At 38.3% G+C, this 15,231-nt stretch carries 17 protein-coding genes and 1 other RNA gene; 4 read left to right on the top strand and 14 right to left on the bottom strand.

The genetic code is table 11. The annotated features are described in order from the left end of the window. Position 1: 1 nt before the first annotated feature. Entirely contained in the window at positions 2 to 796 is a 795-nt protein-coding gene (locus tag FNH22_RS09380; RefSeq protein ID WP_143398110.1) for a DUF481 domain-containing protein, read from the bottom strand. Positions 797 to 951: 155 nt separating this feature from the next. On the opposite strand from FNH22_RS09380, the gene ssrA reads away from it, so the two are divergent. After that, positions 952 to 1,359, top strand: a transfer-messenger RNA (tmRNA) gene (gene ssrA, locus FNH22_RS09375). A gap of 120 nt (positions 1,360 to 1,479) precedes the next feature. After that, positions 1,480 to 1,716 (top strand): GIY-YIG nuclease family protein, encoded by a 237-nt coding sequence (locus tag FNH22_RS32890; RefSeq protein WP_143398109.1) that lies wholly within the window; start codon positions 1,480 to 1,482, stop codon positions 1,714 to 1,716. Between the two features lie 349 nt (positions 1,717 to 2,065). On the opposite strand, the gene FNH22_RS09365 is transcribed toward FNH22_RS32890, so the two are convergent. From FNH22_RS09365 to FNH22_RS09315, 11 genes are all read right to left on the bottom strand, one after another. Continuing rightward, a complete protein-coding gene (locus FNH22_RS09365) occupies positions 2,066 to 3,175 on the bottom strand; it encodes a sugar phosphate isomerase/epimerase (protein WP_185154149.1) in 1,110 nt (369 codons plus the stop codon). Positions 3,176 to 3,454: 279 nt separating this feature from the next. Then, positions 3,455 to 3,727, bottom strand: coding sequence for a tyrosine-type recombinase/integrase (locus tag FNH22_RS09360; protein WP_143398107.1), 273 nt, complete (start codon positions 3,725 to 3,727; stop codon positions 3,455 to 3,457). 207 nt (positions 3,728 to 3,934) lie between these two features. Next, a complete protein-coding gene (locus FNH22_RS32885) occupies positions 3,935 to 4,174 on the bottom strand; it encodes a YgjV family protein (protein ID WP_143398106.1) in 240 nt (79 codons plus the stop codon). 7 nt (positions 4,175 to 4,181) lie between these two features. Then, positions 4,182 to 4,682 carry a DinB family protein gene (locus FNH22_RS09350; protein ID WP_143398105.1) on the bottom strand — a complete coding sequence of 167 codons (501 nt, stop codon included), beginning with the start codon at positions 4,680 to 4,682 and terminating at the stop codon, positions 4,182 to 4,184. Positions 4,683 to 4,684: 2 nt separating this feature from the next. Then, the gene (locus FNH22_RS09345) at positions 4,685 to 5,218 is read right to left on the bottom strand and encodes an N-acetyltransferase (RefSeq protein WP_143398104.1); all 534 of its coding nucleotides are present in this window, start codon (positions 5,216 to 5,218) and stop codon (positions 4,685 to 4,687) included. A 2-nt stretch (positions 5,219 to 5,220) separates the two neighbouring features. After that, positions 5,221 to 5,751 carry a DinB family protein gene (locus tag FNH22_RS09340; RefSeq protein WP_143398103.1) on the bottom strand — a complete coding sequence of 177 codons (531 nt, stop codon included), beginning with the start codon at positions 5,749 to 5,751 and terminating at the stop codon, positions 5,221 to 5,223. Further along, on the bottom strand, positions 5,744 to 6,223 hold the full coding sequence (locus FNH22_RS09335; RefSeq protein ID WP_143398102.1) for a MarR family winged helix-turn-helix transcriptional regulator: 480 nt from the start codon (positions 6,221 to 6,223) through the stop codon (positions 5,744 to 5,746). Before FNH22_RS09335 ends, FNH22_RS09340 begins: the two co-directional genes overlap by 8 nt. A gap of 506 nt (positions 6,224 to 6,729) precedes the next feature. Then, positions 6,730 to 7,119 carry a glycoside hydrolase family 3 N-terminal domain-containing protein gene (locus tag FNH22_RS09330; RefSeq protein ID WP_143398101.1) on the bottom strand — a complete coding sequence of 130 codons (390 nt, stop codon included), beginning with the start codon at positions 7,117 to 7,119 and terminating at the stop codon, positions 6,730 to 6,732. A gap of 648 nt (positions 7,120 to 7,767) precedes the next feature. Continuing rightward, complete coding sequence (locus FNH22_RS09325) at positions 7,768 to 8,031, bottom strand: DUF202 domain-containing protein (RefSeq protein ID WP_143398100.1); 264 nt, start codon at positions 8,029 to 8,031, stop codon at positions 7,768 to 7,770. Positions 8,032 to 8,041: 10 nt separating this feature from the next. Continuing rightward, positions 8,042 to 8,740: an aspartate/glutamate racemase family protein gene (locus FNH22_RS09320; RefSeq protein WP_143398099.1), complete on the bottom strand. Its 699-nt coding sequence runs from the start codon at positions 8,738 to 8,740 to the stop codon at positions 8,042 to 8,044. Continuing rightward, positions 8,737 to 10,998, bottom strand: a complete 2,262-nt coding sequence (locus FNH22_RS09315) for an aminotransferase class III-fold pyridoxal phosphate-dependent enzyme (RefSeq protein ID WP_143398098.1) — start codon at positions 10,996 to 10,998, stop codon at positions 8,737 to 8,739. The genes FNH22_RS09320 and FNH22_RS09315 overlap by 4 nt, the downstream gene beginning before the upstream one ends. Positions 10,999 to 11,408: 410 nt before the next feature. Between FNH22_RS09315 and FNH22_RS09310 the strand changes: the two genes are divergently transcribed. Beyond that, positions 11,409 to 11,744, top strand: coding sequence for a T9SS type A sorting domain-containing protein (locus FNH22_RS09310; RefSeq protein ID WP_143398097.1), 336 nt, complete (start codon positions 11,409 to 11,411; stop codon positions 11,742 to 11,744). Positions 11,745 to 12,494: 750 nt separating this feature from the next. Beyond that, a complete protein-coding gene (locus tag FNH22_RS09305) occupies positions 12,495 to 13,169 on the top strand; it encodes a hemerythrin domain-containing protein (RefSeq protein WP_143398096.1) in 675 nt (224 codons plus the stop codon). Between the two features lie 168 nt (positions 13,170 to 13,337). On the opposite strand, the gene FNH22_RS09300 is transcribed toward FNH22_RS09305, so the two are convergent. Together FNH22_RS09300 and FNH22_RS09295 are read right to left on the bottom strand one after the other, a co-directional pair. Beyond that, positions 13,338 to 14,093, bottom strand: coding sequence for a histidine phosphatase family protein (locus tag FNH22_RS09300; protein WP_185154148.1), 756 nt, complete (start codon positions 14,091 to 14,093; stop codon positions 13,338 to 13,340). Between the two features lie 454 nt (positions 14,094 to 14,547). Next, on the bottom strand, positions 14,548 to 14,892 hold the full coding sequence (locus tag FNH22_RS09295; protein WP_143398094.1) for a T9SS type A sorting domain-containing protein: 345 nt from the start codon (positions 14,890 to 14,892) through the stop codon (positions 14,548 to 14,550). Positions 14,893 to 15,231: the final 339 nt, after the last annotated feature.

Genomic DNA, 15,231 nt, shown 5'->3' with positions numbered 1-15,231 from the left:
TTTAGAAATCCCATTTTAACCCATTTGTCAATGAGTACACCATATTATTAATAGGGATAATGGGCCGATCTTCATATTGTAAAGTGAAATTGGTAAGAAATGAAAGCTTATCGGTAAGCTTTACTTTAAATACCACATCCCCGCTGACCCTATTGCGGAAAAGGTCGGAGTCCACGTCATTTCCACCCTGATAATAAGTGATCAGGTGTAGGTCCACCAGTTCATTAATGTTAAACTGTCCGCTGATATAGTTAGACGTTTTCCAGATCTCTTTTTCTATTTCTCCGTTTTCGACACTGAGTGATTTCCACCGTTCTGTTTCCCACATGCCTCCGATACCAAGGTGAAATTTCACCTTGTCTTCTCTTGACAGGGAAATCCTGATACCGCCCCCCTGTAAAAAGCGAAATGGCATATTCCTGCCATCATCGTATTGTACTTGTGTGAAGGTTTCGTAAGACAGTTTTCTTCGCCTAAGAAAGTTAATGCGAAAATGAGCATAGCCGGTGCTAATCAACGGCCCGCCGGTAGAGGTAAAATAATTGATGGTGTTGATCAGCATGTAAGCATGCTGTTCGGCAACATATACAAGATCAGCGTGTGCACTTAACCCTTTGAAAGTTACTTCCTGATCAACGGTGGTGCTTCGGTTGTTAATATTAAAATCCATATTAACACTTCCCAAAAAATACTGTGAGGAATCCGAATCTATACTTCCCTTATCCACTTTTAATATTTGGGCACTGACGAATTGGCAACCGGCAAAAAGTGACACGATCAAACAAAAATATTTCATAGCCGCGAAGTTACTTAAGTTGATCTATTGGGTCAAAACAGACATTATGACATCTATTTGTATCTGAAAGTTAATTCGCACTATATTTGCAGTCTTGAAATACCCGTTAATCGCAAGGTTTCTTTTTGAAATACTTAAAGGTTACCACATACTATGGGGCCGACCGGTTTCGACAGGATGAGTGATTACGTGTGTAAGCATGCAGGCTCGTGAGGTGAGAGCCTTGAAAGATAATCTCACAATTTACTTGGCGAAAATCAATACGCCATGGCTGCCTAATCTTAACTAATTGTTGAGATAGCAGGCTTAAAAGGTTAACCAGTTAGACTGGTTCCTGGCCACACTCTCCAAAACCTTTGTATTGTAGGTTTTGATCTGGAGTGTCGATAAACAGTACTAGCGCTGGCAGGGTTGTGATGTCCGTGTGAAATTTATCGCAACTAAGATAAAGTTTGGTCGCTATCTACCTGGCTTTATTCGAAAACCTAAAGCATAGCTAAGCATGTAGAAGATACGATAGTTGCCTTCTCTGGACGAGAGTTCGAATCTCTCCGGCTCCACTTTCACCCTACGAAGCTTTAGCGTAGTTGGGCTTTGCCCTTCCACTGCTAAAGCTTCTTCGGGTTTCAGTGGACACGTCCACTACATTTTCGATTCTTGTTTTTTTAAATAAAAGCTCGTTTATGTGGTATGTATATTTTTTGAAATGCAGTGATAACACGTATTACACAGGTTGTACCAGTAATTTGGATGAAAGAATTAAAAGGCATGGTCAAGGTCAGGTCAAATATACAAGGGAGAGGCTACCTGTAGAATTGATTACTTATACCGCTTTTAGTGATAGAAATAAGGCTTATAATTTTGAGAAATACTTAAAATCCGGCTCTGGGATTGCATTTAGGAATAAGAGGCTGGTTTGAGTTGTATTATGCCAATTGACAATAAATCCAACGACATAATAATGGAGAAGTTAGCTACGCCAAAACCAGGTTACCATTAGAATAAATCACTTCCACTGCATTTCCAGATAAATGCGGGTACGGCTTTTACAATTCTTCGAAGTTGTTCAGGAATACTCATATGAAATTTGCTACCAGCCCAGTGGAGCCCAACGGTCCTGCTAAAAAGCATTGCCATTCCGGAGGGTGTCTATGATTTTTTAGTTATGATGAATATCTTGAAAGGGGACCAGCTTTTGCCGGGCATGACCTTCATATACAATGTTCCGCTGAATTTTTATTTGTTTTAAACAGAGTTTTGCGAAAATGTCTAATCTAATATTTCATAGTATAAATATTCCCAAGCCAACTGAACGCTGTACAACGACGGATAAGAATAATCTTCTACCTCGGCCACCATATATTCTGGCACTTCAAAATCGGGGTGATGAAATAATTCCATCCAATTGATTTTCCCGCTTGCACCCAATTCTTTATAATCCTTGATATGCCAACTTAAAAATCGCTTTGGATGTTTTTGGAAATAGTCCACAGGGTTTACTTCTCCAACATCCATCCAATAAATGTCAGCTTGAAAGTGAACATATTCAGGGTCGGTATTTTCCAAAAAATAATCATATATCCGAACATCTTCGACCATTCCAAATTCATCTGCATGATTATGAAAGGCAAAGGTCAGACCTTTCTCTTTGCATAATTTTCCAATGGCATTATAATAATCGCAATAGCGTTGCAATTCAGCTGTGGTTGTTATGGATTTGAGTTGATTGTTGGAGGTTGTCAAATATTCTACACCTGCTGCCAAGTGGTCGTCGATACACTTAGACCACCATTGCATAGAGCTTTCCCAATAGTTAGGGGTAGGAAGGTTGTGAAAGGTCATTGAACCTAAAAATTGCATATCTTGGGCTTCTACTACTTCGCGAAATTCATTAGGTGACATTCCGTAAAATGTGCCATTATTATAAACAAAAGTCTCCACATAACTGTAGCCCATTCTACCCAATTCCTGTAGGGTTGCTACTGGGTCTTTCAACATTTCCTGATGGACGGAAACCAATTGAATGCCGATGTTTTTATCCTTTGGATTAGACTTGATGTACCGGGTTTTCCAAAGACTTTTGCCTGATTCATCAAATCCTTCTACCAATACATTAGTTAAACCTTGAAAATCAAATTTGACCTGCATGTAAAAGTCATCTAACATATCGACATCCTGCATTTCCCATTTGTTTTCATTGGAAAACCCTCCTGTTCCTTTGAAAACAACACCTTCGGTATTTTGTCCTAAAGCAATAATTTGTTCACTTTTTGAATCATAGCAAATCAATTCTGTGAGCAAGGGATTGTATTTTTCGTTTTGATATTGAAGCACTTCTACGTGCATAGAGTTATTGTCTATTTTTGAGGTGTTATTCATTTTAATATAGGGGAATGTACCAATGCTATCCGTATTTGCATGGACACTGCTCACCCAATGCCCGAAATACTGATGTAAGCGGTCAGCTTGGGAATCGATTGAATGTTGAGATAAGAGGGGATTGCTGAAAAAACAAATTAGTGCTAGTAACGTCGTAATTTTCATGTTCCTATTTTCTGGTATTGAAAATTTAGTCAACTAATTAAAATTGTTGTTAATACTGTTTTTGTATTCTTCCTATTTGAGCAGAACACTCAGCTAAGAAAACCTAGGTGGTTGTTATTTTTTTATTAATCGGGCTAATCTAATGGATTTTTTTATGGTGTTCACAGCCGTGTTGGCCATGTGCGTGTAAATTTCAGTGATAGTTAGGCTATTATATCCCATTAGTATTTGTATGCTTTGTAGACCGATACCTTGTTCCAATAAATGGGTGGCATATGAATGCCGAAGAGCGTGGGGCTTAACGTTTTTACGAATACCCGCTATACGGCCCCTCCGGAGTGCATGTAGCAAAGCATAATGCGTTCCTGTTCGAACATTGGACCTCATACCGGAAGTTTACCTTTAAACAGACCGTAACAATAGTCAAAATGACTCCATTGGACTTTATACTTTTTTGAACAATTATTGGGTGTTTTAATGAGATACAAGCTCCCCAAAATGGTCAAACTCTCTATAATGAAGTTAAAATGGTAAGTAGTAGGTACTTTAATCTTTCTATAGCTTAAGGTTATCTTTTTTTGGGCTGTGCAACGATTACCCTCGCTGTGGTGTATTTTTATTGTTCCTAAATGGTTTGATTTTATTCAAGCGATACAGATGAATTACGATAAACAAAGCTCCGGACACCAATATAGGATACGCAGGGTTTAATATACCATAAACCATATAGCATAAGCAGGACACAACATGCCATAACCTGAAAGATAGTAAGCTTTTTTTAGTAACAGCAAACAAACCGATCCCAACAGCAAGGTAGCCGAAAATATCTACCATGATTCTGTTAGTTTACGCTATTTTGAATGACTTCTTCAGAGGTTAATCCATACATCGGAGGTGTTTTTATACCCATCATAGCTAAATACAAATAGAGTTGACCTCTATGGTGTATTTCATGCTCTACCATGGCTCGTAACCATTTCCATACTGATATTTCAATGCCTCCGGGCGTTTGGCATTTTTTTAATAGATCTGTATCAGATAATTGTGAAAATATGTGGATAGATTCCTGGTACTTTTTATTGTAGTATTTTAATACATTTTCAAGTCCGTTAGCATATTCAATTCCACAGCCTGCATATTTACTTTCTTTGAATTGAACATTTTCTGCAAACATATAACGTTCAAGATTGGCCAAATGCCTTATTACATCTCCCATTGTAAATTTACCTTCTTGATAAGTCCATTCTATTTTATCTTCAGGGATACAATGGAACAACCTTTGCGTCCTTTTCTTTACTTTTTCGTAATAGCGTAAAAAGTTATCTACATTGGTTATTTCCATAATTATTTTATTGAATATTCTAATAATGTCACATCCAAATTTCTATGTTGCACGGGCAAGTCTTCAGCATTTCCGGTTTTAAACTCTTCAACAAATTGAAAACCATATTCTTTATAGAAATCTATGATGGATGGATTAGCCGTCCAGGTATCCATTCTGATAGAGTTCAAACCATTGGCAGCCGAATAATTAATGGCCCACTGCAACACTTTGGCAAATTGCTTTTGACCTTTAAAATTTGGGTTAACAACAATTCTGTGTAGGTAGATGGACCTCCCTTGGTCCATTTCTCTCCATATCAAGGGGTCTGAAAAAACAACACCAAATGCACAGATGACAGTACCATCTTGTACTATTTTATAATGGAGTTTACGCTCAATTTCTTTTTGCAAATATTCTCTATCCATTTCTTGCCAGCCGAAATAGTTGTTTTTTTTCTGGTACTTGATGGCCTCATCATATAGCCAGCATACAAAATCCAGATCATTCAGGGTGGTATTTTCCACGTGATATGGGATACTCAGTATCTCTTCCATAATTATGTGTGTTTTACGATGGATAAGTATTCACTCCAGGGGCCTATTTCATTTTTATATTGAAAGGCCATGACCCTGCATATTTGAGCTATATGTCCTAAGTCATGCAAACTCCATGTGCTTATTTGCTGGCTCAATGTGACTTTTCCAAAGGCTGGATGTACCGCTGTTTTATTCAGGTCATCATTTGAAATTCTTTTTGAATTCAGGATGTTTAAGTTTTCAGCCCTTATAGTGCTAAACTCTCTTAACAATTCATCCATTGATTTTTTTTCAAATGTCTCGCTTTGCCTTTCAAATGTTTTGTAAGTCTTATCAATACTGTCTGAAAGAATGATTTCTATTCTGGGTATCCAATTATCTCGTTCGGCCAGGACCAAATGATTCAGTACCATGATTGGACTCCAGGTGTTCTCCCCTTCATTTTTCATGGTCCATATGTCACTTTTCCCCTTTAGTAATGCTGCAAGCACTGCAGGTGTACTGTGTAGAATTTCGATACAGTTTTTAAGGCTAAAGACGCTGTTATTCATTCCTTTTGGCTTTAATTTCGATCACTCTGTCAAGCAAATCACTTTCGGTCATGTTCTCTTCAACTTCAACCAACTGCTCTAAAAATTCATCGTTGAAAATAGCGCCTACAGCTATTTTTATTTTGTCCCATTCAGCTTCCAGGTTGGGCAACTCCTTTCTTGCCTTTTCAGTAAGTTGTACGATTTGTTTTCGGGAATCCTTAGGGTCTGTCGTACTGGTTACATAGCCTGAGGCTTTCATTTTTTTAATGATGTTGATAATGGCAGGGTGGGAAAACTTCAATGCTCCGGAGATTTCAGTTACAGAAAGTTGTTTTTCTTCCTTTAACAGCAAAAAGACAAGGTGCCAGTTAGGTTCAATAGGTAAATCCAGGTAATCATATACTCGTCGGGCATCATGCATTAGTTTGTCGCTAATACGTTTAATTCGTGCTGTTACGCCTATTAGTTGCAAGCTTTTTAAATAATCCATTACTGGTATTTTATGTAATCGATTACAAATATAAGTAATAATATGTAATCGATTACATATTCCTATGATTTCCCTTTTAAGAGTTTAGTAATCCTGATTTGATAGGAGAAGGATAGGAGTGTGGTTTGATTGACCTTCTCCATAATCCAACGCAGTCAGAAGCAGAGAATTCGGATTAAAAAAAATGTAAAAACAGATGAGTTCGATGTCCGGCCTGGCTGGATTTTCATACTATTTTTCTCTTCTACTTATTCAGGCTACGTACATGCCTGGCTACACTTTGCTACCGACCGTAATAGTAGAAGAATAATTGCTTGCGGTAGCTTTGTATACCACTTTGCCGTCTAAATTCACCACGTTGATCCCTACCTTTTCATTGCTGTTCGTACCGGTGATCTCCTATGCTAGTGTAACGATATTCTCATAAGTATCTGCCTGAAAGTAATTCAACATCTAAACCTGCATTCAAGCATTTTACGCCAGCTTCTTTTTCGGAACTGGCATATTTATACTTGGACCAAACTTGCTTCAACTTTGGTCATGCGCTCGGCCGTCATCTCCGTATTTTCTCGTAATAGACCCACTTTCCAGGTGAAGCCCATTCCAATTTGTTGTGGAAGTGTAATGGCTCCCTTAGCCGAAAAGCCACATATCGCTTCATCGCTAAATAAGGCTGGTATTCCGCTTGGTGCTTCGTGGATCAGGTATTGTTGAATATCACTGATCACTTTCTTTAGTTCGGTTGGATGTAAATCAGTGGATCCTGCAAACTGCCTGAAATGACCGATACCATGAAGTATTTTCTTCCGGCATAAATCCAGGGATAATATTCTGCCTTCCAGCCAGTCCTTCATCCAAATGCCTTGCAGTTGTGCGATCTTTTCCCCGGCAGACATTTTTTTAATAGCATTAAATGAGGTGTTGTTCTCTTTTGTCGAAGAGTAGTTTGACAATTTGCCAAAAAAAAATGGCTCCAGGTAAAAGTAAAAAACAGTACACTAGACCATGCTAATGGGTGTGATATTTTATTGGACTTATTCTTTACTAACGACGTTGTTTAAGATAATACAAATTGTGAAATTTTTGGAGATAAAAACTAATCTCCTATCCGTTCATACATAGATAATTTCTCATAGTGCAGGTACAGAAATCCATTTTCCATTGGAATGGATCTCCTTATTACCCCAATATTTTTCCAGTTTCTTTTAAGAAATATACCTTTTTTTGGGCACCACCTTCTTCTCCAACATGAGCCCATTTGCCCTAATCGGATAATCCACAGGAGGAGCCTGAAGTCATTGCCGGTGGATACTCAAAATTTTGTCCTAATTGGCCATTTGATTAGCACCTCATATGATTTTGGAATAGGCAGCCGTGTAGAATTGTTGGTAGAGAAATCTAACTTTAAAAGTACAGTTGAAATATGTTAGCCTAATTCCAGGGAGTTACAATCGTATTTGAGTAAATAACTCTATGTCAAATACCTTTGAGGGAAAAGTACGTTGAGTAGGCATTATACCGGAGTGTTTTTCAGAGATGTACTTCTATTTATACTTATAGAATTTTTTAATCTTCTTCTTGACGTAGAGAAACCGTGCTATTCCAACGATTAGAAAAATAAAAGCTATCACAATAAAAGAGATACCCAATACCTGAAGGTTGCTTAAAACCTCTATTTTGAGAATGACAAACCCTGAACTCAAAAAAACTATAAAAGACCTAAAATAGGCCAAAGATGTACGTTCGTTGGCCAATCTTGTTCTTTCAATAGCCAACAAATCGGTTTTGCTAATTTCATAATGTTCCATACGTCTTGGTTTAATTCGAACTCAAAATAAAATGGGTGGCCGCCCTTGAATGAATCTCTGTCGTGTTAAAAATAGGGAAGGTTAAATCTTCATTGGAAATCATTAGTGGAAATTCAGTACAGCCTAAAATGACACCTTCGGCCCCATTATCGATCATTGATTTTAACGTATCCATCACATATTGTTTTGATGGTTTGTGGACCACTCCATAGGTCAGTTCTTTTTGAATGATCCGGTGCAATTCTTCAATTACAACCTTTTCTTCAGGTATCTGTACCTCTATATCATATTTGGAAATTCTACCGATAAGAAAAGTCTCTTCCATAGTGAACCGTGTACCAATAAAACAAACCTTATTTATGTCTCTGGACTTAATTTCCTGAGCGGTGGCATCAGCAATATGTATGATGGGTACAGTTACTTTTTCTTCTACTACCTCGTAGACCTTATGTGGTGTATTAGCACAAAACATGACAGCTTCCACTCCTGCTCGTTCAAGGCTCCAGGCTGCTTCTATTATAGACCGGGCAATGGCCCTCCAATTATTTTCTATTTGATATCTATGTATTTGGAATTGGTTTAGAGTATAAACCATTAGTGGTGGATTGGTATTATCTCCAAAATGATCGTTTACGAGCTGATTGATATTTCGATAATATTCAATAGTAGAATGCCATGATGTGCCACCAATTAAACCGAGTTTCTTCATTCTTTTCTGGTTTTTAATACGTCACCAATTGCCTCTATTACTTCTTCGGCATTTTCCCTGGTAAAGCACAAGGGTGGTTTTGTTTTTAGCACGTTATCATCTGGCCCATCTGTGCTGATCAGGATGTGTTTCTGTCGCAGTTCGTTTTTGATGTGACCGGCTAATTTTCTATCCGTTTTCCGGGTTCCTTCTTCCACTATGTCCACACCTAAAAATAACCCTGATCCTCTGACATCTCCAATGCAATCATACTTCTTTTGAAGCTCCATGAATAGCGATTTATAATACGCTCCCACGTATTTTGCATTCTCTTGTAACCTTTCTTCTTCGATGACTTCCAATACAGCCAACCCGATAGCACATGAAACAGGGTTACCTCCAAATGAACTAAAAAACTCAACCCCTTTGCTAAAAGACTCTGCTATTTCATCTGTTGTAACGACTGCGCCTATAGGATGCCCATTGCCCATGGGTTTTCCAATAATAACCAGATCAGGGATCACCTCTTGAGCTTCGAATCCCCAGTAACAACCACCCAGGCGCCCAAAGCCTGTTTGTACTTCATCACTAATACAAATTCCTCCTTGCTTTCTAATAGCTGGATAGATTCCTTTCAAGTATCCATCTGCCAATGGAATCTGCCCCCCACACCCGACAATAGGTTCTGCAATAAATGCTGCAATGGGTGAATTGGCATGTTCGATTTGTTCAACGGCTTCAGTGGCATAATATTGACCGGCATATTCATCAGTGTATTTGCCCCTATATGTATCTGGAATTGGTATCTTAATGATATAGTCTTTTTGACCCTGACCTTTTGGGTTACTGAACTTATAGTCACTAATGTCGATGGCCATCTGTGTATTTCCATGATAACCATGCTCCAAAACCATTGTTTTCCTGTGTTGAGTACGCGCATAAACCATACGCATCGCCAGGTCTGTTGCCGCACTTCCTGAGTTAACAAAATAGATTTTTTTGAGAGGTTTGGGGAATTTAGACAATAGTTTTTCTGCGTATTCTGACAGTAAATTGTACAGGTAGCGGGTATTGGTGTTCAACCGCGCTAGTTGTCTTTGTCCAGCTTCTACTATCCTGGGGTGAGAATGTCCGACATGGGGAATGTTATTGTAGGCATCAAGAAAAGTATTCCCATGGGTATCATACATGTATTGAAATGCAGCACGATCCATAAAGATTGGTTGTGAATAGCTCAAGGACAGAATTGGACTTAAATGCTGATGCCTCTTTTGGATTTCTTCACTTGCTGATCGTTGAGGACGGACAGGTATGCCAACAGTTTCTCTGAATAAATTTTCTGCACTTCGCGGGTTGACCTCTAGCCATTTGTGTAGCATTTTCCAGGCATATTTCTCACTGACTGTGGCGTAGGTATTGTCAGGGTCAGTCTTCTTTGCATGGGCTGAATTGCATACGCTAATACAAAGTCTGGCTGCTATTAGATAATATAAAATGTTTAGTTCCTTTTGCTCTAGTGGCAGCGTGTCATGGTATGATTTTAGTATAACAGGAATCCACTTCAGGGGATCTTCTTTGTCATAGCAAGCGTATACAATGGCCACTGCCAATTCATTGATTAAAGGTGTATAGGCCAAATCACCAAAATCGATGATTCCCGAAACCTTCCCATCATTCACCAGTACATTCCATTCATTGGCGTCATTGTGAATAATTTGTTTTCTCAAACCAGGCAATACCGGAATCACAATTTCTTCAAATTGAAGAAAAAAGTAGCTGACAATGTTCCTGTCATGCGGATCTGGAATATCCTCAAGGTATTTTTTGTTGAGGTGCAAGTATTGGATGTCCCATTCCCATTGCCTTGCTCTGATGATATAGTTGTCGAATGTTTGAAATTTTACATCCATCTCTGCAAGGAAACTTCCAAAAGATCGATACAGCTCGGCTATTGGTTTTTGGTCGCCGGAAAATTCTCCCTCAAGGAAGGAGAGCATTCTGCATATTGTTTTTTTGCCATCTAAATCCAGTGTTTTGATGAAATCACCGTTTCGAAAAGGAATTGGCCTGGGGAACGTATCATTATCCTTTTCCTGGAGATGCAAAAGTGCTTCGTTTTCTGCGTTAAGTATAGTCAGAAGCTCATCATTATAAGTATAGGTTTTGAATATAAACTGATCCGACTTTTCTCTAATGCAATAATTGACATTATCATATCCGTTGATCCTTTTTATCTTAGGAGAACGAAACCCAAATTCTGTTTTAAGAATTTCTTTCATTGATAAATGCTTTGAAGAAAGTATTGCCTTTTGAAATAGAAAGTTACAAACTAGTCGATGTCCCGCACCATTCGTACATAATTATATAACGTTCTCCTATCTGAACTAAAAGAGTGTCTGCATATTTGATATCAAAGTGCGCCGCACCAGTACCCTTTCCATCTGTGGAAGTTTAGTTCATTGCTTCTGATTCTTTGGAGTTTTTCATTCGTCTTCGAGTGATATTTAACCAGGGATATGATTACTGAAAAAGCTTTTTTATACTGAAAATGCTACCCTTCGTGTAATATCTGGTAATGAGATCTAAGCAAAACAACGTAGCAGAAATTACGCTTTTTAGCTCTTATATAGCCATCCGCAGTACCCTAACTTTGTATTGTTGATTTGAAAGAAACGAAACAGAGAGTAAGATGAAAAATATACTAATAGTAGCCGCCCTGATGATAGTAAGTTTAACTTCTGTTAAAGCGAATGTAAACAGCTTGACTCAACCCACTTCAGTAGAGCACTTTCAGGCTGAAGCAAATGAGAACATTATTACGTTAACCTGGGAAATCACTAGCGCGGACAGCACTGAGGAAGTAGTGATTAACATCACCAATTTAGAAGGCACAGTGGTATATGAAACTACTTCAAAGGGTTACGCCTCTACACTGGCACTTGATGGTAAAGCGGAGGCAGGAGTATACATGGCACAGATTAGTATAGGAAACGTTCAAAAAACTAAGCGGTTGGTGATCCGATAAAGATAAAGTTGATTTTGTGGAGAAGGGATAAAAGCCTGGTCGAATTATCGGTCGGGCTTTTTTGTTTTTTTAATGCCCCTTTTCTTTCACCTTCGTCGTAAAAACGGGATAAAGTACCTTATTGAATACAGAAATTATTGCCTTTCCGGTAATCTGTGGTAACGCGCTTTAAGTCAATTACCGTGGTAAAAATCACGGTTGTTATTTTTCGATCCTTTTTTGTTATCCACCCATTGCGATTTTTTGATGTACTCCATTGAGATAGTGTTGCCTTAATGCACAATAGGAACCTCTTAATATCTTATATGTAGCTATGCCAAAATAGCTATATATAGCGATTGACTGATTAGGTGGTATAAAGCATCTTTACATTGTTTAGAAAAATCCTAAATAACGTTGTTATCAGGCTCGTTTAATGCTGTAAATCTTGCTTTTGCTATATCCATGTCAAGGTTTTAAAGGTGAGATAATGACGAGGAAAAAATGATGCTACCTGCTCAAATACAAATACATAGCACCAAAAACGGATCGATTCATAAGGCTATTTGCCTTACCAATGGTGATGTATATGCTTTGAATGGCCTGGTCCGTGAAGCAACTACCCTTTATGAAGTATTTGAGATTATTTACAGTTATATGTTTGAAGATCATGGACCCGCTTTACACATTTTTCGAAGGCAGAATGTATCTTTGAGTGTCCTTTCCCTGAAATTTGTTAATTAAAGCACCGTTCTATTAAATCTTACACTTATGCTAGAAACCATCATTAATACGCAGTTACTTGTTAAACAGCGATATCCCCACTCTGACATAGACCTGCCAACGGGCATAGATCATCATTTTTATCAAATGGTCAGTGACGTATTTCAGTCACCGGGATGCTTTAAAGCATCACTATTCCAACAATTTGATCTGCCCGTAATTTTAGACTATTTGAGGAGAACCCATACATTCTACCTTACCAGACGATTGGCTGAAATAAATATGGCTATTCATCAATTGGATTTTAAGATATCCCATAAAACCTATTGGGTATCCTTATTATCACATTTTTTTGAGAGGATTTGCAAGGAATTAGCTGAGCATATTAATGAAGAGGAACAACACTTGTTTCCATACGTCGATGCCCTCATTTTACTAAGGCATGGTAAAAATACTCAGTATGATTTTCGAAGAAAAGTTGAGTTGATCAATTATGCCCTGGATCATGATGATCATGTAGAAATGCAGTTGAGGTCACTCATCGGAGTTTTGAAAAAGGAACGCACACAATTTTCTGATCACCTGGCGCTAAATGTATTACTCACCCGTTTGGAGCTTTTTGATCTTGACCTGACCATACATGCTAAAATAGAGAATGAAGTGCTTGTGCCGAAAGCTATTGATCTGGAGCAGCGTCTTTTCAATCAGCAGCCTGGGGCCTGATCATCAAAATGAGACTACATAAGTTTTAAAAACCGTAAGGGTTAGTGAATGAAATAGAAAAACGATTCAGTGAAAGGACAATGTATTTTCCACAATTTGCCAAATGTGGCTTGTTTTATTGAAATTGGACTTTCCGGTAGTTGTAATTTTCAAAGAAGGCCCGGACAATCAATCTTCATATCTAATGAGCAATTTCTGAGATAGGTAGCCTTTACCTCCGTCATATACCTCCTCCCATCCATTTTTCTTTAGGTACTTAACGAGGTAATGGTTTAACAAGCCATGTGAAACCAATAGGGTCTTTCCATTTTCAAGTGCATCTTTTTCAAGGAAGAGAGCTGCTGATTTGGCCCTTGCTTTTGCCTGTGAAAAGCTTTCTATTCCTTTCTTATTGAAGCCCATAAACCATAATAGTCGTGAGCCTGTAAGCCACCAACTGAGTGGAAGTTTGATATTAGGAAAGGAGAAAATTTTCCGTTCAAATTCTCGAAACAGAGCGTCAGGCCGCTGTATATCCTCCTGATTAAATACCAGTCTTGCCGTAGATATAGACCGGGCAATAGTACTGGTATGAATGACTTGAAGTTCATCAGATAGAAGTTTCACCGGAATGTATCCGGGTGAATAGACCCCGACCGAATCGTAATCGTGTATGTACTTAATAGCCTCTTGTCGTCGCCTTCCTTTCTTATCAAGGGCGGGTTCACCATGCCGCAGTAAAAGTATCTGTGATAGCTTGGTATGATCATCTACCAAACCCACAGATCCTTCCACAAAGCGGATGGTTTGAGGTTCACGCTTACTTTCTTTTTGCAGTCGGTTGTAGTATTGTGCAATATGTTCAGTTTGGGCAAGGGCTTTAGGTATAAAACCGGGTAAAAGTAAGCTGGCTAAAAGGAAGAGTTCTGTGGATTTTCGGATCAAAGTAATGCTTGAATTTTGACAAAGTTTTTTGAGATGAACAAAGTAAGTGGGCTTGAGTCTAAGTAGAAAATAATGTAAAATTAAAAGCCCATGAGCTCGTAATGTGTTACATAATGTTTATGAAGTGTCATATTTTAACTGTCTGGCAGGTCCTTTTTGCCTTAGGCTAAACTTTCAATTTAAAACGTGCTGAATTTAGAAAAAGAATCAGAAAAATCGTGTACACATTACAAAGACCAATAAACTTTTCTTAAAAAATTTCTTTCATATCATCTCAATCCATTCGATTACAGACCTTGGGTTAGTGGAACTACATGATTAAACTTACTAAAGGTAGCAGGTTTACGGTATTGCCATTTTATTTTCAGGAGAGTGAGATAGATCCATTATGAAAAAAGCCCGGCCGAAACAACGACCAGGCTTTTATCCCTTCTCCACAAAATCAACTTTATCTTTATCGGATCACTAACCGTTTCGTTCTTTGAATGTTTCCGGCACTAATCTGTGCCATATATATTCCAGGCTTTATACTATCATCAAGGGTTACCGTAGATGAATAACCATTGGTTTTAGCTTGATATACCATTTCGCCTGCTAAGTTCATTATATTGATCCCTACCTTTAGAGTCTTATCTGTACCTGTAATTTCCCATGTTAAAGTAACTGTGTTTTCATTGGTCTCTGCCTGAAAGTAATTTACAGCTGTTTGCGCTGTAACAGTACTATCTCCATTGATATTCGCTTTAGCGGAACTTACACTTACTATCATCAGGGCAGCTACTATTAATATATTTTTCATCTTACTCTCTGTTTCGTTTCTTTCAAATCAACAATACAAAGTTAGGCCATGGGCAATGGCTATATAAGAGCTAAAAAGCGTAATTTCTGCTACGCTGTTTTGCTTAGGCGGTACTACCATGGATTACCAGAGAGAGGGTAATTTCAGTGTTAATGAGCTTTTATTGATGAAACTAACCCGGTTTCAATGTTGTATGGTATCCCTTCGGTGTTGGGCGTATTGCTGTATGCTTTCTGAATAGTGATTTTTGTTCACAAAAAGAGCGATGAGCAAGGAATCTAAGATGTTTGAGTTGATGAAGGAGTGGGAGTCAAGTGGCCTGGACAGGCCTTCGTTTTG

The organism is Fulvivirga sp. M361 (assembly GCF_007097395.1).
Classification (GTDB): Bacteria; Bacteroidota; Bacteroidia; order Cytophagales; family Cyclobacteriaceae; genus Fulvivirga.
The sequence above is the reverse complement of the archived record's forward strand: the minus strand, read 5'-3'. Positions and strand labels throughout refer to the sequence as shown.

Coding starts and splice junctions, on each gene's coding strand:
- FNH22_RS32890 (WP_143398109.1), top strand. CDS start 1,480: ATGTGGTATGTATATTTTTTGAAATGCAGTGATAACACGTATTACACA.
- FNH22_RS09320 (WP_143398099.1), bottom strand. CDS start 8,740: ATGAAGAAACTCGGTTTAATTGGTGGCACATCATGGCATTCTACTATT.
- FNH22_RS09340 (WP_143398103.1), bottom strand. CDS start 5,751: ATGAATAACAGCGTCTTTAGCCTTAAAAACTGTATCGAAATTCTACAC.
- FNH22_RS09380 (WP_143398110.1), bottom strand. CDS start 796: ATGAAATATTTTTGTTTGATCGTGTCACTTTTTGCCGGTTGCCAATTC.
- FNH22_RS09335 (WP_143398102.1), bottom strand. CDS start 6,223: ATGGATTATTTAAAAAGCTTGCAACTAATAGGCGTAACAGCACGAATT.
- FNH22_RS09345 (WP_143398104.1), bottom strand. CDS start 5,218: ATGGAAGAGATACTGAGTATCCCATATCACGTGGAAAATACCACCCTG.
- FNH22_RS09295 (WP_143398094.1), bottom strand. CDS start 14,892: ATGAAAAATATATTAATAGTAGCTGCCCTGATGATAGTAAGTGTAAGT.
- FNH22_RS32885 (WP_143398106.1), bottom strand. CDS start 4,174: ATGGTAGATATTTTCGGCTACCTTGCTGTTGGGATCGGTTTGTTTGCT.
- FNH22_RS09360 (WP_143398107.1), bottom strand. CDS start 3,727: ATGAGGTCCAATGTTCGAACAGGAACGCATTATGCTTTGCTACATGCA.
- FNH22_RS09315 (WP_143398098.1), bottom strand. CDS start 10,998: ATGAAAGAAATTCTTAAAACAGAATTTGGGTTTCGTTCTCCTAAGATA.
- FNH22_RS09365 (WP_185154149.1), bottom strand. CDS start 3,175: ATGAATAACACCTCAAAAATAGACAATAACTCTATGCACGTAGAAGTG.
- FNH22_RS09305 (WP_143398096.1), top strand. CDS start 12,495: ATGCTAGAAACCATCATTAATACGCAGTTACTTGTTAAACAGCGATAT.
- FNH22_RS09350 (WP_143398105.1), bottom strand. CDS start 4,682: ATGGAAATAACCAATGTAGATAACTTTTTACGCTATTACGAAAAAGTA.
- FNH22_RS09310 (WP_143398097.1), top strand. CDS start 11,409: ATGAAAAATATACTAATAGTAGCCGCCCTGATGATAGTAAGTTTAACT.
- FNH22_RS09330 (WP_143398101.1), bottom strand. CDS start 7,119: ATGTCTGCCGGGGAAAAGATCGCACAACTGCAAGGCATTTGGATGAAG.
- FNH22_RS09325 (WP_143398100.1), bottom strand. CDS start 8,031: ATGGAACATTATGAAATTAGCAAAACCGATTTGTTGGCTATTGAAAGA.